This window comes from Isoptericola sp. BMS4 (genome assembly GCF_011634835.1).
Classification (GTDB): domain Bacteria; phylum Actinomycetota; class Actinomycetes; order Actinomycetales; family Cellulomonadaceae; genus Isoptericola.
Genome location: NZ_SIRP01000001.1, coordinates 613,140 through 632,927, shown reverse-complemented (window position 1 = coordinate 632,927; position 19,788 = coordinate 613,140). Strand labels below are relative to the sequence as shown.

At 75.4% G+C, this 19,788-nt stretch carries 20 protein-coding genes; 6 read left to right on the top strand and 14 right to left on the bottom strand.

Going from position 1 to position 19,788, the window contains the following annotated elements; genetic code table 11:
• Window positions 1-6: 6 nt before the first annotated feature.
• Window positions 7-3,786: a TM0106 family RecB-like putative nuclease gene (locus tag EYB28_RS02785; RefSeq protein WP_166844655.1), complete on the bottom strand. Its 3,780-nt coding sequence runs from the start codon at window positions 3,784-3,786 to the stop codon at window positions 7-9.
• Window positions 3,787-3,918: 132 nt separating this feature from the next.
• Here EYB28_RS02785 and EYB28_RS02780 point away from each other — a divergent pair, with 132 nt between their 5' ends.
• From EYB28_RS02780 to EYB28_RS20520, 3 genes are all read left to right on the top strand, one after another.
• Complete coding sequence (locus EYB28_RS02780; protein WP_166844653.1) at window positions 3,919-4,878, top strand: excalibur calcium-binding domain-containing protein; 960 nt, start codon at window positions 3,919-3,921, stop codon at window positions 4,876-4,878.
• A gap of 185 nt (window positions 4,879-5,063) precedes the next feature.
• Window positions 5,064-5,810: a response regulator transcription factor gene (locus tag EYB28_RS02775; protein ID WP_166844651.1), complete on the top strand. Its 747-nt coding sequence runs from the start codon at window positions 5,064-5,066 to the stop codon at window positions 5,808-5,810.
• On the top strand, window positions 5,807-6,874 hold the full coding sequence (locus EYB28_RS20520) for a cell wall metabolism sensor histidine kinase WalK (RefSeq protein WP_205710823.1): 1,068 nt from the start codon (window positions 5,807-5,809) through the stop codon (window positions 6,872-6,874). Before EYB28_RS02775 ends, EYB28_RS20520 begins: the two co-directional genes overlap by 4 nt.
• 6 nt (window positions 6,875-6,880) lie before the next feature.
• Here EYB28_RS20520 and EYB28_RS02765 read toward each other — a convergent pair whose 3' ends face one another.
• Together EYB28_RS02765 and EYB28_RS02760 are read right to left on the bottom strand one after the other, a co-directional pair.
• On the bottom strand, window positions 6,881-7,717 hold the full coding sequence (locus tag EYB28_RS02765) for a hypothetical protein (protein WP_166844649.1): 837 nt from the start codon (window positions 7,715-7,717) through the stop codon (window positions 6,881-6,883).
• The gene (locus tag EYB28_RS02760) at window positions 7,714-8,247 is read right to left on the bottom strand and encodes an RNA polymerase sigma factor (protein WP_166844647.1); all 534 of its coding nucleotides are present in this window, start codon (window positions 8,245-8,247) and stop codon (window positions 7,714-7,716) included. Before EYB28_RS02760 ends, EYB28_RS02765 begins: the two co-directional genes overlap by 4 nt.
• Window positions 8,248-8,705: 458 nt before the next feature.
• Between EYB28_RS02760 and EYB28_RS02755 the strand changes: the two genes are divergently transcribed.
• A complete protein-coding gene (locus tag EYB28_RS02755; protein WP_166844646.1) occupies window positions 8,706-9,443 on the top strand; it encodes a hypothetical protein in 738 nt (245 codons plus the stop codon).
• Window positions 9,444-9,527: 84 nt separating this feature from the next.
• Here the strand turns inward: EYB28_RS02755 and EYB28_RS02750 are convergent, their stop codons facing one another.
• The 4 genes from EYB28_RS02750 to EYB28_RS02735 form a co-directional block, all read right to left on the bottom strand.
• Window positions 9,528-10,295, bottom strand: a complete 768-nt coding sequence (locus tag EYB28_RS02750; RefSeq protein ID WP_166851581.1) for an amino acid ABC transporter ATP-binding protein — start codon at window positions 10,293-10,295, stop codon at window positions 9,528-9,530.
• Window positions 10,296-10,342: 47 nt separating this feature from the next.
• A complete protein-coding gene (locus EYB28_RS02745; protein ID WP_166844644.1) occupies window positions 10,343-11,332 on the bottom strand; it encodes an amino acid ABC transporter permease in 990 nt (329 codons plus the stop codon).
• A gap of 13 nt (window positions 11,333-11,345) precedes the next feature.
• Complete coding sequence (locus EYB28_RS02740; protein ID WP_166844642.1) at window positions 11,346-12,275, bottom strand: ABC transporter substrate-binding protein; 930 nt, start codon at window positions 12,273-12,275, stop codon at window positions 11,346-11,348.
• A gap of 137 nt (window positions 12,276-12,412) precedes the next feature.
• Window positions 12,413-12,802, bottom strand: a complete 390-nt coding sequence (locus EYB28_RS02735; protein ID WP_166844640.1) for a DUF4440 domain-containing protein — start codon at window positions 12,800-12,802, stop codon at window positions 12,413-12,415.
• Window positions 12,803-12,866: 64 nt separating this feature from the next.
• On the opposite strand from EYB28_RS02735, the gene EYB28_RS02730 reads away from it, so the two are divergent.
• Together EYB28_RS02730 and EYB28_RS02725 are read left to right on the top strand one after the other, a co-directional pair.
• On the top strand, window positions 12,867-13,298 hold the full coding sequence (locus tag EYB28_RS02730; RefSeq protein ID WP_166844639.1) for a hypothetical protein: 432 nt from the start codon (window positions 12,867-12,869) through the stop codon (window positions 13,296-13,298).
• Between the two features lie 66 nt (window positions 13,299-13,364).
• On the top strand, window positions 13,365-13,751 hold the full coding sequence (locus EYB28_RS02725; RefSeq protein WP_166844637.1) for a hypothetical protein: 387 nt from the start codon (window positions 13,365-13,367) through the stop codon (window positions 13,749-13,751).
• Between the two features lie 34 nt (window positions 13,752-13,785).
• Here EYB28_RS02725 and EYB28_RS02720 read toward each other — a convergent pair whose 3' ends face one another.
• The 7 genes from EYB28_RS02720 to EYB28_RS02690 form a co-directional block, all read right to left on the bottom strand.
• A complete protein-coding gene (locus EYB28_RS02720; protein WP_166844635.1) occupies window positions 13,786-13,953 on the bottom strand; it encodes a methionine/alanine import family NSS transporter small subunit in 168 nt (55 codons plus the stop codon).
• Window positions 13,950-15,533: a sodium-dependent transporter gene (locus EYB28_RS02715; protein ID WP_166844633.1), complete on the bottom strand. Its 1,584-nt coding sequence runs from the start codon at window positions 15,531-15,533 to the stop codon at window positions 13,950-13,952. The genes EYB28_RS02720 and EYB28_RS02715 overlap by 4 nt, the downstream gene beginning before the upstream one ends.
• 127 nt (window positions 15,534-15,660) lie before the next feature.
• Window positions 15,661-16,926 carry an FAD-binding protein gene (locus EYB28_RS02710; RefSeq protein WP_166844631.1) on the bottom strand — a complete coding sequence of 422 codons (1,266 nt, stop codon included), beginning with the start codon at window positions 16,924-16,926 and terminating at the stop codon, window positions 15,661-15,663.
• Between the two features lie 67 nt (window positions 16,927-16,993).
• A complete protein-coding gene (locus tag EYB28_RS02705) occupies window positions 16,994-18,226 on the bottom strand; it encodes a winged helix DNA-binding domain-containing protein (protein ID WP_166844629.1) in 1,233 nt (410 codons plus the stop codon).
• Window positions 18,223-18,591: an STAS domain-containing protein gene (locus EYB28_RS02700; protein ID WP_166844627.1), complete on the bottom strand. Its 369-nt coding sequence runs from the start codon at window positions 18,589-18,591 to the stop codon at window positions 18,223-18,225. Before EYB28_RS02700 ends, EYB28_RS02705 begins: the two co-directional genes overlap by 4 nt.
• Before the next feature lie 103 nt (window positions 18,592-18,694).
• On the bottom strand, window positions 18,695-19,249 hold the full coding sequence (locus EYB28_RS02695) for an aminoacyl-tRNA deacylase (RefSeq protein ID WP_166844625.1): 555 nt from the start codon (window positions 19,247-19,249) through the stop codon (window positions 18,695-18,697).
• On the bottom strand, window positions 19,246-19,788 hold a 543-nt coding region (locus EYB28_RS02690), incomplete at its 5' end, for a hypothetical protein (RefSeq protein ID WP_205710822.1). The genes EYB28_RS02695 and EYB28_RS02690, both read right to left, overlap by 4 nt.

Sequence of the window (19,788 nt, the reverse complement as noted above, 5' to 3'; positions counted from 1 at the left end):
GGGCCGTTACCCGCTCGCCTCGCCGAGAGCGAGGAAGGCGCCGAGCTCCTGCAGCCGCCGCACCGACTGCGGCAGGTGCTCGGTGAGGTGGGGTGACCGCACGACGACGGCGGACCACCGTGCCCGGGAGACGGCGACGTTGACGCGGTTGCGGTTCAGCAGGAACCCCGTGCCGCGGGGGGCGCGCTCGGGCGAGGCGGCCGCGAGCGTGAGGATCACGACCACGGCCTCGCGGCCCTGGAACATGTCCACCGTCCCGACCGGAACCTCGGGCAGCCCGGCCGCGTCGAGCTCCTGCCGCACCCGGTGGACCTGGGCGTTGTAGGCCGCGACCACGAGCACGTCGTCCTGCGCCAGCGGCCGGGCCGGGCCCTCGCCGGGGTGCCAGGGACGCCCGAGGACGGCCCGCACCTGCCGCACCACCTCCGCCGCCTCTACGGCAGACGCGACGGCCGACCCGCCGGGGTCCGGCTCCACCAGCACCTGCCGCGCCCCCGGCGCGACGCCGTCCAGACGGCGTGCCGCGGCCCGCGGGTGGGCGTGCAGCCGGCCGTCGTAGGCGAGCTGCGAGACCTCGCGGCACAGGGCCGGGTGCATCCGGTACGAGGCGGGCAGGAAGTAGCCGAACCGGCCCGGCAGCACGTCCTCCTCCCCGGTGAGCCACCCCAGCGCCGACCCCGCCACAGCGGGGTCGGGGTGCGCGCCCCGGCTCACCTGCCCGAGCTGCTGCGGGTCCCCGAGCAGCAGGAGCCGGGAGGCGACCCGCGCGACGGCCACGGTGTTGGCGAGGGAGAACTGCCCCGCCTCGTCGACCACGAGCAGGTCGAGCCCGGCCTCCGGCCACCGCGCGTGCGCGAAGTCCCAGGCCGTCCCGCCGACGAGGCAGCCGTCGCCCGACGTCGCCGCCCAGGCGGCGACGTCCGCGAGCGCCTCGGCGCCCACCTCCGGCCACTCCGTGGCGGCGGGCGTCGCGGCCCCCGCGCGGGGGGTGGTGCGCGCCTTCTTCGCGACCTTGTCCACGCCGACCCCGGCGCGGACCGCCGCGTGGAGGAGGTTCTCGACCACGGCGTGGGACTGCGCGACCACGCCGACACGCCAGCCCGCGGCGACGAGGTCGGCGACGACGCGCGCGGCGAGGGACGTCTTGCCCGTGCCGGGCGGCCCCTGGACGGCGAGGTACGAGCGGTCGAGCCGCCGGACCGCGGCGAGCACCGCGTGCGGGAGGTCGGGCTCGCCGTCGGGGCCCGGGACCGGCTCCGGGAGCGTCGGCGACGCCGGCCCGGCCGGCTCGGGCACCAGCCGTGGCGGGCGGCGCCGCAGCAGGTCGTTCGCCGGGCCGGCGGGAAGCTCGCCGTCCGCGCGCCAGGCCGCGAGCGCCGCGGCGGCCGCGTCCTCGACCGCCTGCTCCTGCGGGCCGGTGGGTACCAGCGCGTCCACGGCGACGCCCACCGGCAGCGCGTCGTACGGCTCCGCGCCGCGGCGCAGCTGCTCGCGCACCACGAGCTCCTGCGTGGCGTCGTCCCGCGTCGTCCCCACGATGCCCGCGCGGGCGTGCGCGCCGCGCACGGACCGGCCCGTGGGCGGCTCGACGCTCGGCGGCACGGGGTCGTCGTACAGCAGCCAGACGGGCGCGCCGTCGACGAGCTCGGACCCCTCGACGGCCCGCCCGGCGAGGGCGACGACGCGGGCCGGGACGGTCCGCCCGGGCTCGACCTCCCAGTCGCGGCGGACCTCGGCCTTCTCCACCACCATCGACGACCGGCGTCCCGGCCACTCGTCGGGCGGCGACTCGAGCCGGGCGAAGTGCTCGTGCCAGGACGGCTTCGCCTCGCGCCGGTAGTAGCCGACGGCCCCGCCGAGCAGCGCGAGGGCGCGGGCCGCCGCCGGCTCCGCGCCGGGTCCGGCGCTCTCGACCGCCGCCCGGACGTCCTCCTCGAGCGCGAGGCGGCGGTCCGTGTCGACGCGGCGGCGCGTGGGCTCGGCCGGCTCGTCCGGCCGCGGCGCGGCGGTCTCCGCGGGCGGGGCCGCCGGCTCACCGACCTGGGCGCGGGCCTCGCGCAGCCAGTCGAGCAGGCGCAGCGTGGAGACGCAGTCGTACCGGTTGTAGGCGAGGATCTGCGCCTGGCGGGCGTCCGCGCCGGCGTGGTCGCCGGAGGCGCGCAGGGCCGCGTACTCCGCGTACTCGACGATCGAGGCGGCGCCGTCGGTGACGCCCTCGCGGCCCGGTTCCGCCCCCATGTAGAGGGGCTCGAGCCTCTTGATGGACCGGGACCGGTGCGAGATGCGCAGCGCGGGGCGCACCACCTTCCACAGGTCCACGAGCACGCCGTCGCGCAGCAGGTCGTCGACCTCGTCCTCGTACGTGCCGTGGCGGGCCGCGATCGACAGCAGGTGGGCGCGCTCGTAGTCGGCGTAGTGGTACACGTGCAGGTCGGGCCAGCGGCGGCGGCGGGCGGCCAGCCAGTCGACGAACGCCACGAGCGCGTCGCGCTCGGCCTCCGGCGTGTCCGCCCACAGCCCGTGGAACGGCGGTGTCCGGTCGTCGGGGTGGTCGTCGCCGAGCGGGGTGACGAGCTCGTCGTCGGGGTCGGCGACTCCGGGGCGGGTCACCCAGCCGAAGAGGTAGTCCAGGCCGTGGCCCGAGCGCGGCTCCCTGCCCTCGGGGTCGCTCCACCAGGGGTCGCCCTCGAAGTCGAAGAACACGTCGCCCGGGCTCGGGGCGGGCAGCCGGTCGACGGCGGAGGGGTCGGGCATGGTCCAGCGCAGCTCGGCGTCCCGGGGACCGTCGGGTCCGTCCGTGCGGTACCGGACCCGGCCGTCGCCCGGCGCGGTCCCGAGCTGCAGGGCGGCCTGGTCGTGCCACCGCGCGAACGCCCCCTCGGGGATCCCGGCGGGCGGCTCCTCCGCGGCCGCGAGCGCGTCGATCGTGGTGACGCCGGCGGCCGCGAGCCGGGCGCGCTGCCCGGCGTAGACGCCGCCGACCAGCAGCACGTCGCGGTGCTCCTCGGCGGACGCCGCGCAGTCGGCGCACACGCCGAGGCGCCCGCAGGCGACGAACCGGGGGTCTCCCCAGGCGACGGGCCCGTCGTCGGCGAGGTGCTCGGCGAGCACCTCCAGCATCCGGTCGCGCCGGGCGCGGTAGACGGGCAGCACCTCCGCGAGCGGGTGGTGCGACGACGCGGGCTCCTCGCCGTGCGCGCCGAGGAGCAGGTGTCCCTGCCCCGTCGGGTCCACGCCCACGGCGGTGAGCTGCTCGGCGTGCGCCGCGAGACGCAGCAGGGCCAGCACCTTGGCCCGGCGCGCGAGCGTCGCCTCCCACACCGCGTACGCGGCCGTCCCGGAGTCACCCGCCCGGCCCGCGCGCACGAGGAAGTCGGCACGGCCCGAGAACCGCCCGTCGAGGAGGACGGCCCCCGCGACGACGTCCGCGCCGCGCTCCAGAGCGGCCAGCGTGCGGGCGTGGGCGGCCAGGAGCTCGTCGGCCGTGGTGGCCCGCGGCTCCTCGATCTCCACGACGCCCCCGGGACCGCCGTCGGCCGGCGCCGGGCCGAACCGGTCCCGGAACGCGTCCAGGGCCCGGCGGCGGTGCGCCGCCCCGAGGGCGGCCGTGCGCTCGAGCATCACGTCCGCGGGGCGTTCGCGCCGCGGAGCCCGCCCCACGAGCTCGTCGGCACGGCGCAGCAGGGCGTGCTCGCACTCCGCGGCGCGCACCACGTCGCCCACGGAGTGCACGAGCGGCGCTCCCGCGATGCCGGGGAACGACGGGCTGCCTGTGACGACGTGCATGCCACCGGTCTACCAGCGGCCGCCGACAGGAGGCGCCCACCAGGGCCGCCAGCCGTGTCCGACTGGTGCGCGACGTGGACCGGCGCCGCCGGTATCCGCCATAGTGGGGCCGCTGGACGACGGAGGAGTGTCATGGCTGTGCGATTCAACCCACCACCGGGGTGGCAGGTGCCCCCGGGCTTTCGCCCGGGCGCCGGGTGGGTCCCGGACCCTGCGTGGCCGCCCGCACCCCCGGGGTGGGAGTACTGGGTCGACGACGCGACGTCCGCGGGCGCGCCAGCACAGGCGCCCGCAGCACGGACGCCCGCCGCCTCCACCGCGCCCCCGGCGCGACCCACCGCCCCGCAGGCTCCCGCCCCGCGTCGGCCCGAGTCCACCGTCGAGGCCACCAGCGTCATGGCGCCGGTGCCCGTCGCCGCCCCCGCCGCGCCCGCGGCGCCTGCGGCGCCCGCGCCGACGGCTCCGGCAGCGCCGGCCGCCCCCGCGCCCTCCCCGAGCGGCACCGGCGACCGCGCGGACGCCCGTCCCGCACCGGGCGGGCACACGGCTGCAGGCGCCCCGCCTGCTGCAGGGCCCGGAGGATCCTCCGGCGCCCGGCCGAGGCGCCGTCGTCCCGGCAACGGGCTCGTCGCAGGCGTCGCCGCGGCCTGCCTCGCGCTCGGCGTCGTCCTCGGCGTGACCGTGTCGGCGATGCGCAGCTCCGACGCCGCCCAGGCGCTCGCCGACGCCCAGCGGAGCCTGCGGGAGGCCCAGCAGCTGAGCGACCAGGCCGCCCAGGACCAGCAGGACATCGCCGACCAGCGCACCCAGCTCCAGAAGCGGGAGGAGGACTTGAAGGCGCGGGAGGAGGAGGCCGCCGCCAAGGAGTCCGAGCTCACCAGCCTGCAGCAGCAGCTCGACGACCAGCAGACGCAGCAGGAGCAGACCGCCCAGGAGCAGCAGGAGCAGCAGCAGGACAGCGCCTGGTTCTACTGGGACTGCAAGGACGCCGAGAAGGCCGGTGTCGCACCGATCCAGCAGGGGCACCCCGGCTACCGGCCCGGGCTCGACTCCAACGGCAACGGGCTCGCCTGCGACGGCGACGACCACTGACGACCGGCGCCGAGGCGCCGTCACCCGTGCTGACGGGGCGCCGCCGTCGCCCGTGCTGACGGGGCGCCGCCGTCGCCCGCGCTGACGGGGCGCCGCCGTTGCCCGTGCTTACGGGGTGGTGACGGGCCGTTCCCGGCGCCCCCGCGCGTGCAGAGCGCGCCCGGTGCCGCGCCTACGCTGGTCGGGTGGCCCGGGTCCTGGTGGTGGACGACGACGTCACCGTCGCGTCCGTGGTGGTGGCGTACCTCGAGCGTGCCGGCATGACGGCCGAGCACGCCGCCGACGGCGCCACGGCGCTCGCCGCGGCGGGCTCCCGGCCGCCGGACGCCGTCGTCCTCGACCTGATGCTCCCCGGCATCGACGGGATGGAGGTGTGCCGCCGGCTGCGCGCCACCCGCCCCGACCTGCCGGTCCTGATGCTCACCGCGCGCGGTGAGGAGGACGACCGGGTGGGCGGACTCGAGGTCGGGGCCGACGACTACGTGACCAAGCCGTTCAGCCCACGCGAGCTGGTGCTGCGGGTGCGGGCCGTCCTGCGCCGGCGGGGCGCTCCCCCGACCGCGGGCGACGGGACGCACGGCGGGGCCGCGCCGGGGACGGGCGGGGTGCTGCGCGACGGCGACCTGGTCCTCGACCCGGCGGCGCACCGGGTGCACCGGGCCGGCGCCGAGCTGACGCTGACGGTCCGGGAGTTCCACCTGCTGCACTGGTTCCTGGCGCACCCCGGGCAGGTGCACGACCGCGAGGCGCTGCTGCGGGAGGTCTGGGGCTGGGAGTACGGCGACCGCTCGACGGTGACCGTGCACGTGCGGCGGCTGCGCGAGAAGGTCGAGGCGGACCCGTCCCGCCCGTCCCGTCTGGTGACCGTGTTCGGCGTCGGCTACCGCTGGGACGCGACGCGGCCGGAGCCCGCCGGGACGGGGGCGCCGTGAGCCCGGTGCTCCAGGGCGTCGCCCTGTCCGCCGGCGTGGCGGCCCTCGTCGGGGCGGCGGGCGCCGTCGGCGTCGCGGTCCTGGCACGACGTCGGCCGGCGGCGGCGACGGCGCTCGCCCCGCTCGTGGTCGTGGCGTCGGTCGCCGCGGGCGTGTACGCCAGCGCCCGGGCCATGTTCCTGTCGAAGGCCGACTCGGCGACCGTGCTCTGGCTGCTGCTGGCGGCGGTGCCGGTGGCGCTCGCGGTCGGGCTGGCGCTCGCCGTGCGCACCCACCGGCTCACCACCGACCACGCGGCGGCGCTGGCCGCCCGGGAACGGGACCGGGCGGTCGAGACCCGGCGCCGCGAGATGGTCGCCTGGGTCTCCCACGACCTGCGCACGCCCCTGGCCGCCGTGCGGGCGCTCACCGAGGCGCTGGAGGACGGCGTCGCGGAGCCGGGCGAGGCGGTCGGGCGCATCGCCGCGGAGAACCGCCGCATGTCGGCGATGGTGGACGACCTGCTCGCCCTGTCCCGCCTGCAGTCGCCCACCCGCGAGCTGCGGCGCGAGCCGGCGGACGTGGGCGACCTCGTCTCGGACGCGCTCGCCGCGGCCCAGCCGCTGGCCGACGCAGACGCGGTCCGGGTCGCCGGCGACGTGGTCGGGGCGCCCGTGGTCGTGGCGGTCGACGCGCAGGACGTGGCCCGCGCCCTGGGGAACCTGCTCGTGAACGCCGTGCGGCACACGCCGGCCGGGGCGGAGGTCCGGGTGCGGGTGTCCCTCTCGGACGGCACCGTGGACGAGGACGGGCCGGGCGCGGTCGTCGAGGTGACCGACACCTGCGGCGGCATCCCCGACGCGGACCTCCCGCGGGTGTTCGACACCGGCTGGCGCGGCACCGCCGCGCGGACGCCCACGCTCGACGCGGCACCGGGCGGCGCCGGGATCGGGCTGTCGATCGTGCGCGAGGTCGCCACGGCGCACGGGGGCGACGTGACGGTCCGCAACGTGGACCTGCCGGAGGGCCGGCGCGGCTGCCGCTTCACGCTGCGGCTGCCGGCCGGCGCCCCCGGCGGCGCCTGACCCGGGTCAGGGGGCTCCCGCGGCCCCTGCCGGTTCGAGGGACACGGTGGCGGTCGTGCCGTCGGCGTAGGTGACCACGGCCGGACCGTCGAACGCCGCGGCGCCGGGGGCCCACAGGGCCCACCAGCCGTCCTCGACCGACGCCTCGACCCGTTCGCCCGAGCCCAGCACGCCGGCGACGCCCACCACGTCGGCCCCGGCACGCCCGAACGCCGACGTCACCGCCCCCTCGCCGGTGCTGCCCTGCGACCACGACGCCGTGCCGGCCTGCAGCACGAGCACGTCCGTCGCACCGGGTGCGGCGCCCCGACCGGTCACGGCATCCGGGACGACGGCGGAGGACGCCACGACGTCGTCGGGGCTCCCGTCGTGGGCGGCGGTGACGAAGCAGTCGCCGTACGCGTGATCCCCCGCGAGCACCACGTACGTGTAGTCGCCGCGAGCCTCCGCCAGCACGGGGTCGACGGGGACCTCCTCGACCGTCGGCCCGTCGGCGTCCTCCGTGCCCGTGATCTCCTGCGCCACCGCGGGGCAGGCGGAGGCTCGGTCCGCGGCCTCGGGCCCGGTCAGCACGGTCGGGACCGCCGTCCACGACGCGTACGCGGGCGCGGACCCGAGCGTCTGCGACAGCACCACCCCGCCGACGGCCGCGACCACCACCGCGGCGGCGGCGCCGGCGACCGCCACGGGGCGGGCCGGCCGCCGCGGGGGCGCCACGGGTGCCGGCGCACGGCGGTCGGACGCGAGGATCTCCCGCAGGGCGGGATCGTCCTCGTGGCCCGGGGACCGCAGGTCGCGGGCCGGGTCGAGCTCGGACAGGTCGAGCAGCATCGGCGACTTCATCGTGCCTCCTGCAGGTTGCGCAGCACGTCGGCCGTCCCGTGCGGCAGGCCGGAGTAGGCGAGCAGGCGCTTGCGGGCGCGGGTCAGGCGGACGGAGAACGTCGAGGGGCGGCAGCCCAGGACCCTGGCGGCCTCGACCGCCGTGAGGCCGTCCCAGGCCACGAGGGCGATCACCTCACGGTCGGCGTCGCTGAGGAGGTCCCAGCCGCGACGCAGGTCCGCCCGCTCCGCGGCCTGGTCGTCGGTGCCCTGCTGGGAGGGCTGCGGCTCCTGCTCCAGCCGGACGCCGAGCGCACGCCACCGGCCGTGCGTGCGCAGGTGCGTGGCCAGCACGTTGCGGGCGACGCCGAACAGCCACGGGCGCGCGTTCTCGGGGACGTCGTCGAGCCGCCGCCAGGCGACCAGGTACGTCTCCGAGACGACGTCGTCGACGAGGCCAGGCGAGACCCGGCGCGCCACGAATCGCGCGACCGGTTCGTGGTGGTCCACCCACAGCCGTGTCAGCCGCTCGCGCGCGTCGGCGTCCTCCACGCTCGTCCTTCCGTCCCGCCCCCCGGCGATCGCCCGCGAGGGCCTTGCCGTCACACCGTAGCGACGGATCGGGACGACGTTCGAGCCGGCGGAGGTACCCGCCGTCACCACGGGCACGTCGCGGGACGGGCCGCCGGAGGGTCCTCGTCACGTCCGACACGCCATCTGACCTGCTTCTTCATGGTCCCCCTGTCTCGGCCGAGCAACGCGACGCCGGGCCTCGCGGCCGTCGGCGCCCACCACCACGCACATTGCCGGCACCGGCCGGATCACTACACCCCGGTCCGGTTCACGTTGGCACCACCCCCGCCCGTCGGTACGCTGCCCACGACTCGTCCCCCGGGTCAGCGACGCTCGGCGACCGCCGTCGAGCACGCCGTCTCCGGCGGCGTGCGTGCTGCCGCACGGGCGCCGCGGGCGTCGGCGTGGAGGACAGAGGGAGCGACATGAACCGACGCATGATTCGCCTACGACACGTCGCCGCAGGGCTGGGCACCGGCGCCCTCGCCCTGGGCATCGCCCTCGTCGGGGCCACGGGCCCCGCGAGCGCCGGCCAGCCCACCGAGACACCGCCAGGAATGCCCGACGACGGCTCCGTCCAGGAGTGGGAGGCGTGGGCCGCCCAGGACCGCGCCGACGCCGAGGCCACCGACTGGGCCGCCGACTCCGCCGCGCGCGGCTGCGAGCTCATCGACGTCACCATCACGGACGAGGTCGATCCCGACTACAACGCGTCCCTGGGCGCGCCGGCCGACCTCGCGACGGCACGGGTCGAGCTGGAGGAGGACTGCTCCGCGGCCAGCATGGCGGTCACCGAGGACGACGCCACGAAGTCCGGTGCCCGCTCGCTCGACGACGGTGCCGCCTACAGCGTCCCGGCAGGCAGCCGGTGCAGCTCGACCTCGGGGCCGGGCACCATGTGCCTGTCCAAGAGCAGCGGCCGGATCTACGCGTCGTGGAAGTACCGCGGCTCCGGCTCGGTGACGGGCTTCATGCGGGTCTACCGGATCTCGTCCAGCTCCAGCGGGTGCCCGACCGGCAGCACGTGGCTGACCGGGTCCGAGCGGACGTGGAGCAGCGGTACCACCCGCACCATCTCCAAGACGGCGGGGTCGTACGGGGCGTACTCCGCGCACTTCTGGAAGAAGACCTGGTACGGCCACTCCGACTGGGGCGGCACCTGCGCCAAGCTGTGACCGGCACGCTCCGGCCGGTCGCACCGTCGCGGCCGGCCGGAGCCCGCACGTCGCGTCAACGACGGGCGCAGCTCCCCGTCGGGCTCAGAGCACGTGGGCCAGGAAGTCGCGCAGGCGCGGCTCGGCCGGGTTCTCCAGCACCTCGCCCGGGCTGCCCTCCTCGACGACGACGCCGTCGTCCATGAAGACGACGTGGTCGGCGACCTCGCGCGCGAACCCGATCTCGTGCGTCACGACGATCATCGTCATGCCGGAGCGCGCGAGGTCCTGCATGACGGCCAGCACCTCGCCGACCAGCTCGGGGTCGAGGGCCGACGTCGGCTCGTCGAACAGCATGATCTCAGGGTCCATCGCGAGCGCGCGGGCGATGGCGACGCGCTGCTGCTGCCCGCCGGACAGCTGTGCCGGGTAGTGGTCGACCCGGTCGGACAGGCCCACGCGCTCCAGCAGCTCGAGCGCGCGGGCGCGCGCCCGGGCCCGCGTGGTGCCGCGGACCTGCACGGGGGCCTCCATGACGTTCTCCAGCGCCGTCATGTGGCCGAACAGGTGGAAGCGCTGGAAGACCATCCCGATCCGCGCGCGCTGCCGGGCGATCCGCTTCGGGTGCAGCCGGTGCAGCACGCCCTTGGCGTCGTACCGGTAGCCCATGAGCTCGCCGTCCACGCGGATCGACCCGGCCGTGATCTGCTCCAGCTCGTTGACGCAGCGCAGCAGCGTCGACTTGCCGGAGCCGGACGGGCCGAGGACGACGGTCACGGAGCCCCGCGCGACGTCGAGGTCGATGCCGCGCAGCACGTGCACGGCGTCGGCGCCGTGGCCGAACACCTTGTGCACGCCGCGCGCCTCCACCATCGCGTGCGCGGTGGCCTGCGCGGGATCCTGCGCCGCGTCCTGCTCGGTCACGGGGTCACCTCCAGGAAGGGGTCGTCCTTCGTCGTGCCGGCGGCGCCGATGAGCGCCTGCTTGCCGGGGCGGCGACGCCGCCCGAACGGGCCGCGGCCCCCGCGCCCGCCGGCGGTGGCGCCGCCGTCGAACCCGCGGCCGTAGTGCCGCTCCAGGTAGTGCTGGCCGACCATGAGCACCGACGTGATGAGCAGGTACCAGAGCGCGGCGACGATGAGCAGCGGGATCGGCTGGTAGATGCGCGCGCCGATGGCGCTGGTGGCGTACGTGAGCTCGAGCGTGAACGGCACCGCCACCACCAGCGACGTCGTCTTCAGCATCGAGATGGTCTCGTTGCCGGTGGGCGGCACGATGACGCGCATGGCCTGCGGCAGCACCACGCGGCGCAGGATCTTGCTCTCCTTCATGCCCAGCGCCCGGGCGGCCTCGCTCTGGCCCGGGTCGACCGACGACAGGCCGGCCCGCACGATCTCGGCGAGGTAGGCCGACTCGTTGAGCGCCAGCCCGACGAGCGCCGCCCAGAACGCCGTGATGACGTCCCGTGTGTCGAAGACGAAGAACTCCGGGCCGAACGGGACGCCCAGGCTCAGGCGGGGGTAGAGCACCGAGATCAGGCCCCAGAACACCAGCTGGGTGTAGATCGGGGTCCCGCGGAAGAACCAGATCCAGAACCAGGCCACGGACTTCATGACCGGGTTGTCGCTGCGCCGCATGATCGCGAGCAGGATCGCGAGCACCACGGCGATCGCCATCGACCCGAACGTCAGCACGAGGGTCCAGCCCACGCCGCGCACCACGACGACGTCCCGCAGGTACAGCCAGACGGTGTCCCAGCGGAAGTTCGGGTTGGTGACGAGAGCGTTGACCGCCATCGCCGCGAGGACGAGGACGACCGCGGCCGAGACCCAGCGGCCCGGCCGGGGAACGGGCCGGGCGTGGATCGGCTCGGGCAGCTCGTGGTCCGACGCCGCCTGCTGCGTGCTCATGGCGCCCTCCGTCTCAGCCCTCGGCCGGGTTCAGCTCCGCGGTGGCCAGCGCCCCGTCGGCGCTGCCCCACGACGCCGCGATCTCGGCGAGCGTGCCGTCGTCCATGAGCTTCTGCAGCGCGCCCTGGATCGCCTCGGCCAGCGCCTGGTCGTCCTTCGCGACGACGACGCCGTACGGGGCGGCATCGGTCACGTCGCCGAGCGGCTCGAGCGCGCCGCCCGACTGCTGCACCGCGTAGGCCGTGATCGGGGAGTCGGCGTACATCGCCTGCAGCTTGCCGCCGGCGAGGTTGGTGGCGACGTCAGCCTGGGAGTCGTAGGGCAGCACGTCCACCGCGTCGGAGCCGGCGTCGGTGCACCCGGCCGAGATCTTCTCGACCTCGTCCTGCTGGATGGTGCCGGTCTGCACGCCCACGGTGACGCCGCACAGGTCCTGCGGGTCGATGCCGTCGGGGTTGCCCTCGGCGACGGCGAACTGCGACCCGGCGCTGAAGTAGCTGATCATGTTCACGGTCTCGAGCCGCTCGGGCGTGATCGTGAACGCGGAGAACCCGGCCTCGTAGCGGGAGCCGATGGCCGGGATGATCGCGTCGAACGTCGACGAGCGGATGTCGGCCTCGAGCCCCAGCGTGGCGGCGACGGCGCCGGCGATGTCCACGTCGATCCCGACCGGCGTCTGCCCGTCCTCCGCCACGAACTCGACGGGCGCGTAGGTGAGCTCGGAGCCGATGGTGAGGGTGCCGTCCTCGGAGACCGCGGCCGGGACGGCGGCGGCGAGCACGTCGTCGGTCTCGACGGCGGACACGTCGAACCCCTCGGCAGGAGCGGCGGTGCCGGCGGCGGCGTCCCCGCCCGTGTCCTGCGAGGCGGTGGTGCAGCCCGTCAGGGCCAGGGCGAGCGCCGAGGTGACGGCGGTCGTGACGAGGGCGGGGCGGGTGCGCATGGTGGCGGCTCCGGGTGTCGGCGAGGGGTCAACGCATGAGTATGCAGCCTCCTGCATGACCCGCCCAAACCGCGTGGTGGTGGGGTTGCTCACGGCCCGGCGCGCGCGACGGCGGGCCGGGTCGCCGGCCGGGCCTGTCAGGCCTGATCGGGGGCTCGGTGCGTGGCCGTGGTCTGCTGGTACAGCGCCAGCCGCGCCTCGCCGTCGACGAGGCGGTACGTGCTCGCCATCGTCGCGTCGAACGGCGCCTCACCGTCCCGCAGCGCGCGTGCCCGGTAGACGAGCGCCGCCGCTCCGTCGCCCACCGGCACGACCCGCGCCTCGGTGAGCGTGTACGAGCTCCACGGCGGGGCGCCGTCGAGCGAGGCGACGACCGCGTCGCGGTCGAGCACGGCACCGTCGACGAGGATCATCAGCCCGTCGTGCGTCATGAGCCGTCCGTAGTGCTCCCCGCCGCGCGAGGTGCACAGCGCGTCCCAGCCGCGATGCTCGAGGTCCAGGAGCCGGTCGAGGGTGAGCTCGTCCATGTCCCGAGGCTAACCGGACCCGCCCCGACGTGCCGGACCGGCACGGCGTCCCTATGCTCCGAGAATGATCAGGTTCCTGGTGCGGACGGCGATCTTCCTGCTCGCGGCGGCGGTCGGCATCCTGCTGACCGACTGGGCGTTCGCGATCTTCGACCTCGAGACGTTCCGCGTGAACTGGAGCGAGCCGCTCGGGTTCGTCCTCGCCGTCGTCGTGTTCGCCGTCGCCCAGGCCGTCCTGTCGCCGTTCCTCGCCAAGGTCGCCCGGAACAACGCCCCCATGCTCACCGGTGTGGTCGGGCTCGCCTCCACGTTCGTCGCCCTCGTCGTCGCGGTGCTGGCCACCGACGGCCTGGAGATCGGCGGCCTGGAGATCGGCGGCGCCGCCGGCTGGATCATCGGACCCGTCGTCGTGTGGATCATGGGTATCCTCGCGGCGTTCCTGCTGCCCCTGGTCCTGCTCAAGAAGGGTGTCGAGAAGGTCCGTGACGACGACTGACGCGCACCGCTCCCGAGAGGTGCCGGCACCGGGTTCGGGCGCCGACACGTGCCGGATGGTCGGGCCATGACGCCGGCGTCGCTCGCCCTGGGTGCCGTGGCAGGTGCCGCGTGCTACGGACTGGCGTTCCTGCTGTCGCCGCGCCACTGGTACGTCCTGACCCGGTTCGTCGCGCTGATGGGCGTCGCCGGGCTCGCTCTCGTGATCGAACGGCTCGTCCCGGGCACCGGGTTCACCGAGGTGTGGCTCGGTGCGTTCGTCACGGTGCTCGTGTGCCAGCCGGTGTCCTGGGCCCACCGAGGCCGCCACGACCCTCTTCTCGCCGGGTCGGGCTTCTGGCACAACGTGGGCCGGCTGATGGTCGACGACCGGCTCGGCCGCTCCCTCGTGCGGAGCGAGCACGGCCGGCCGCGTTCCGCCGACGCGCGGAGGGCCGGCCAGGAACGATCCTGACCGGCCCTCCGTCGTCGTCACCGCGGTGACGGCCTCACGTGTCGTGCTCGATGATGGCGTCGTCCTCGCGGTGGTCGTCCTCGCCGCCCGGCGGGTACGTCGCCCGCTCGGGCCGGGCGCGCAGGGCGACGATGCTGACGATCAGCCCGCCCCACACGATCAGCATGGCGATGATCATGATCACGATCGCCTCGGTGTTCATCGCGAGCTCTCCTTCGTCAGGGCCGGGTCCTCGACGGGCGGGTACGTCGGCCACGCGCTGAACGCCCGCGGGCCACGCCACCGCGGCAGCGTGAACAGGATCGCGCCCAGGAACAGGAGCACCACGGCGCCCCAGCCGGCGTACAGCAGATAGGTCGTGTCGTACTCGCCGTACGGCTCGTTCACCCGCGTGATGACGTACTGCACGAGCATGACGACCAGCATCACCGGGACGATGGCACCCACGCAGACGTACCACCAGCGCCCCAGCGGCGTCGTCGACACCGAGGACATGTGGTACCGGAGCTCGGGACCCATGCGGTACACCCAGATGACGAACACGCACATGAAGACCGCCGAGGCGACGATGCCGATGTTGTTGACGAACGCGTCGACGGTGTCGAGCAGGATCAGCCCGGAGGTGGTGCTGAAGCCCAGCACGGAGACCACGCCGAGCACCACGCCCATCCCGATGGCCGCGCGACGGCGCGAGATGGCGAACTTCTCCTGCAACGCGGCCGCGACCACCTGCAGGATCGAGACCAGGGACGTGAAGCCCGCCATCACCAGCGAGCCGAAGAACAGCGCCCCGAAGATCGCGCCGGCCGGCATCTGGGAGACGATCGTCGGGAACGTGACGAACGCCAGCATGACGCCCTGGAAGTCCAGGTCGGCGACGGTCACCCCCTGCTGCTGGGCGAGGAACCCGAGCGCGGAGAACACGCCGAGCCCGGCGAAGAGCTCGAAGCCGGAGTTGGAGAACGCGACCACCAGGCCGGGGCCGGTCATGTTCGACTTGCGCTTCCGGTAGGACGCGTACGTGATCATGATGCCGAACGCCACGGAGAGCGAGAAGAAGATCTGCCCGTAGGCGGCGACCCACACGTCGGCGTCGCCCAGCGCGCTCCAGTCCGGGGTGAACAGGACGTCCAGACCGTCGGCCGCACCGTCGAGGAACAGCGCCCGCACCACGAGGATGCCGAACGCCACGAGGAGCAGCGGGATGAACACGACGTTCGCGCGCTGCACGCCCTTGACGACGCCCGCGGCCAGGACGGCGATGACCGCGATCCACACCAGCGCCAGCGGGATGAGCACCGCGGCGACGAAGTCGAACGTGAACCACGGGTCCGCGCCGCCCACGTCGGCCACCTGCAGGTAGTCGCCGATGAAGAAGGCCGCGGCGTCGTCGCCCCAGTCCAGCCCGAAGGAATGGACGAAGAAGCTGCCCGCCCACGCGACCACCGCGGCGTAGTAGACGGCGATGAGCACGCAGATCATCACCTGGAACCAGCCCAGGCTCTCCAGCCAGCCCTTGATCCGCCGGAACGCCTGGGGCGCGCCGCCGCGGAACCGGTGGCCGATGGCGTAGTCGAGGAAGAGGATCGGGATGCCGGCGGTCAGCAGGGCGATGAGATACGGCACGAGGAACGCCCCGCCGCCGTTCTCGTACGCGACGCCGGGGAATCGCCAGATGTTGCCGAGCCCGACGGCGGAGCCGATGGCGGACAGGATGAACCCGACCTGACCCGTGAACTGCTCTCGGGGTGGGTGGGTGCCTTGGGGGGATGGTGCGCTCACGGGTGACGAACCTCCATGTTGATCACCACTGCGTCAAACGTGTCTCACGGGCGATGATGCCGCAGTTCACGCCCGCTGGCCAGCATTCGAGACAGCCCGGGCCGGCGTCTTCACCCGAGGCCGTGGCTCAGGAGAGCAGCCGCCCCACGAGCCCGCCGTGCAGGCGGCCGTCCGGGTCGAACGTGAGCGCGAGCTTGCGGAAGTCGTCGAAGCGCGGGAACAGGGCCGCGAGCTCGGGGCCGTCGACGTCGCACACCTTGCCCCAGTGGGGGCGCGCGCCCAGCGGCAGCAGCGCCTCCTCCATGGCCGGCAGCACCGCCCGCACCTCCGCCTCACGGGGCAGCCAGGTGAAGTGCAGGCCCACGGACGGCTCGTCGAACGGGCTGAGCCACAGGTCGTCGGGCGCGATCGTGCGGATCTCGCTCGTGGCCAGCAGCGGCGCGACGCGGGGCCCCAGCCGCCGCATCGCCTCGACGGCGGCGGCGACGTTCCGGCGCGGCAGCAGGTACTCGGACTGCAGCTCGTCCCCCGCCGACGGCGTGTGCTCCAGCCGGAAGTGGCTCAGCCGCTCGTGCCACGGCCCCGGCACCCCGAGCTGCTCCGTGCACGCCGACGGGTCCACGCCCGGCAGCGGGTGCACCGGGACCGCCGACCAGCGCAGGCCGGGGAGCTCGGGCGGGGCGCCGCCGTCGAGCCCGACCACCTGCTTGAACCACACGTGCCGCACGGCGGGCTCGTCCCAGCTCGTGAAGGCGCTCACCGAGTACGCGGCCGACGTGAGCTCGTCGAAGCTCTCCAGGAAGGTGTCCCACGGCAGGTCGGCGGCGACGTCCTGGCGCACCGAGTAGGTCGGCACGGTCGCGAGCTCCAGGCGCGTGACGACGCCGAGGGCGCCCAGCGAGACGACCGCCCCGGGGAAGACGTCCGGGTGCTCCGCCCGGGTCAGGCGGCGCAGCTCGCCGGACGGGGTCATGAGCTCCAGGCCGACGACCGCGCTCGCGAGGCTCTGGTTGCGGTCGCCCGAGCCGTGCGTCGCCGTGGCGACGGCGCCCGCGACCGAGATGTGCGGCAGGGAGGCGAGGTTGGCCAGGCCGCGGCCGGTGGCGTGCAGCGCCCGGGACACCTCGCCGTGGCGCAGTCCCGCGTTCACCGACACGACGCCCGTCTGCGCCCCGTCCGCGTCGAGCACGTCGACCGCGGGGCGGCCGTCGTCGAGCGCGTCGACCTGGACGTGCACGCCGTCCGTGTCCGCGACGTCGTTGAACGAGTGGCGCGACCCGAGCGCGCGAACCCGGCCCGTCCCGGTGAGCGCCTCGGCGAGCTGCTCGAGGGAGGTCGGGCGCACGAGATCGCCCGCCGCGTACGTCAGGTTGCCTGCCCAGTTGCGATGCACGGCCCCTACCCTGCCATCTCGGCCCCCGTGGGCGCGTCCACCCCCGGGAGGATGTCCGGGTCAGTCGTCAGGCCGACGTCCCGTGGCCCGCCGGAGGGCCGGCCTCGGTGGCGGCCGTCGTACCCGCCAGGTAGTCGCGCAGGTCCTCGACCGTCCGGGCGAGGGCCGCCTCCTCGGCGGGCGCCGGGGTGCGGCTCCACTGCACCTCGACGTCGGGCACACCGTCGCGCGGGGCCGCCGTCGGCCACCGCCACCGGCCCGCGACGACGCCGTCCACGGCCGCCGCGTGCACGAACGCCCCCGCGCGGTCGGTCGGGGGCAGGGCGGGGTCGAGCACCACGTGCCGCGTCTCGCGGTAGGACATGAGGAGCTCGTCGTACGCCTGCAGCAGGTCGACGACGGACGAACCGCCCGCAGCCGGCGCACCACGCTGCCCGTCGTCGTCGAGCCACCGCTCCGCCGTCGCCGCGGTCGCGACCAGGCGCAGCCCCTCCAGATCACCGGCGCCGTCGACCTCGACGACCTCCCCCTGGTCGACGAGCACCGCCAGGGCGCGCCGGAGGTCCCGCACGGTCACGTCGCTCCACAGGCGCAGGTCGTTCACCGTGGCGAACGCCCGTCCCGGCAGGTACCGGCGCCACAGCTCGACCACGGCGTCCTCGGCGTCGAACCGCTCGCCCAGGGGCCCGTACCCCGCCGGCACCCGGTCGTCGAACGCCGCGTACGACTGGTGCTGGTACGGGTGGTCGGCCGGCGGCGGCCCGCTGATCACCAGCTGCTCCAGCTCGGCGTGCATGAGCACGTTCGTGAACGCGAGCCCCGGGGCGCCCGGGTCGAGCACGCCGCGGGCCAGCAGCTCGTCCCTGATCTCCGCGCGCGTGCGAGCGCCGTCGGCCACCGCAGCCGCGACGGCGTCGACCCCGGGAGTCAGGTCGTCCAGCCGCCACTGGCGTTCGGTCGACGCCATCAGCTTCTCCACCCGCGGGCGCGTCGACGCGAGCAGCCAACGCGCGTCCGCGGGCCGGACCAGGTGCCAGGTGGGACGCAACACGTGCGTGCGCAGCAGCTCCCCGTCGGCGAGCGCACGGTTCGTCGCGTCGCGGCGAACCGGTCCGGCCTCCGGCGCGACGCGCCGAGACAGCCCCCACAGCGCGGGCTGCAGCTCCTGCGCCTGGACCGCGAGCAGCCCCTCGACGACGTCGGGCACGCCGACGCGGTCCGGGGCGCGCAGCCCCGTCGCCTCGAGGCGGGCGGCGCGCACCAGGGCGCGGTCCGCCCCGCGCCGCGGCGCGGTGCTCACCCGATCCGGCCCGTGGCCTCAGCGTGCTCCAGCGGGATCCGTCCGCCCATCCCGACCATCTCCAGCACCTCGGACACGGCGGGCGACGGCGCGCGCAGGAGCACCGGCGTCGCCGTCTCCTGCCCCAGCATGTACACCTGCAGGATGAACGCGATCCCGGACGAGTCGATGAACGTGACGTCCCGGGCGTCCAGGACGACGGGACGCGTGGTGCCCCGGGCCGCGAGCGCCGCCATCGCGTCGCTCGCCGCCTCGCGCAGCGCGGCGTCCACCTCGCCCCACAGGACGAGGACCGTCGTGTCGCCCTCCGTCCGGGCGGAGATGCCCGAGCTGGGGCCCGGGTCGCTGCTGGTCTCGAGTTCCATGGTGTCGTGCGCTCCCAACGGTGCCGTTCGGCGAGCGGGTCCGCTGTGCTCTCCGGGGGAACAACGAACCCTCACCGAGTCTTCCCTGGTCAGCGACATTCGTCTACTGCTGCGAGATGACGTCCGGGCGAATGTCCGGAGGACCGGGTGATCCCGGGGCCCGGGGATCGGTGACGTCGGCGACCCGGGCGTCCAGCGCCCGGACCAGCGCCGCACCGTCGACCGTCGCGGACACGCCGTGGCCGCCCGCGCCGACCGACACGAGGCCCGCGTCCGCGACGTGGGCGTCCGCGACCACCGGCCACGGGGTGGTCGCGCCGAAGGGGGTGATGGTGCCCCGCTCGTACCCGGTCACCTCGAACGCGACCTGGCGGTCCGGCATCGACAAGCGTGACACGCCGAGCAGGGCCCGCAACCGCGGCCACGCGATCGTGCGGTCCCCGGGGACGAGCACGAAGAGGTAGTCACCGTCGCCCCGGCGCACCACCAGCGTCTTCAGCACCTGCGCCGGGCGCAGGCCCCGGGCCCGGGCCGCCTCCTCGAGCGAGCCCACCGGCCCGTGCCGCACGATCTCGAAATCGATGTCCGCACGCTCGAGCGCCTCCCGGGACCGACGCTCGCCCGGGGTCTCCGTGACGTCGCGGGGGCTGCTCGTCACTCGTCGTCCTCGGACCGCGCCGCCGGGGCGGTGGCGGTGGTCGTCGTCGACCCGTCCTCGCCGTCCTCGCCGTCCGTGTCGCACCCGTCCGCGTCGTCGGTCGCGCCGTCGTCGGTCGTCCCGTCACCGCTCGTGGCGTCGTCGGTTCCGCCGTCGGCCGTGGCGTCGCCGGCCGCGCCGTCGTCGGCCGTGGTGGCCTCGGTCGTGGGGTCCGTGGTGGCGTCGCCGGTCGGTTCGTCCGACGGCGCCGGGCACTCCTCGCCGTCCGTCCCCTCGTCCGTCCCCGGGTCGGACGGCGACGGCTCGGGGTCCGGGGTCTCGCTCGGCTCCTCGGACGGCGAGGGCGACGGCTCCGGCTCGTCCGACGGGGACGGGGAGGGCGACGGCTCCGGCTCGTCCGACGGGGACGGGGAGGGCGACGGCGAAGGGCTCGGCGACGGCTTCGGCGTCGGGTCGGACGGGGACGGCTTCGGCGTCGGGTCGGACGGGGACGGCTTCGGCGTGGGGTCGGACGGGGACGGCTTCGGCGTGGGGTCGGA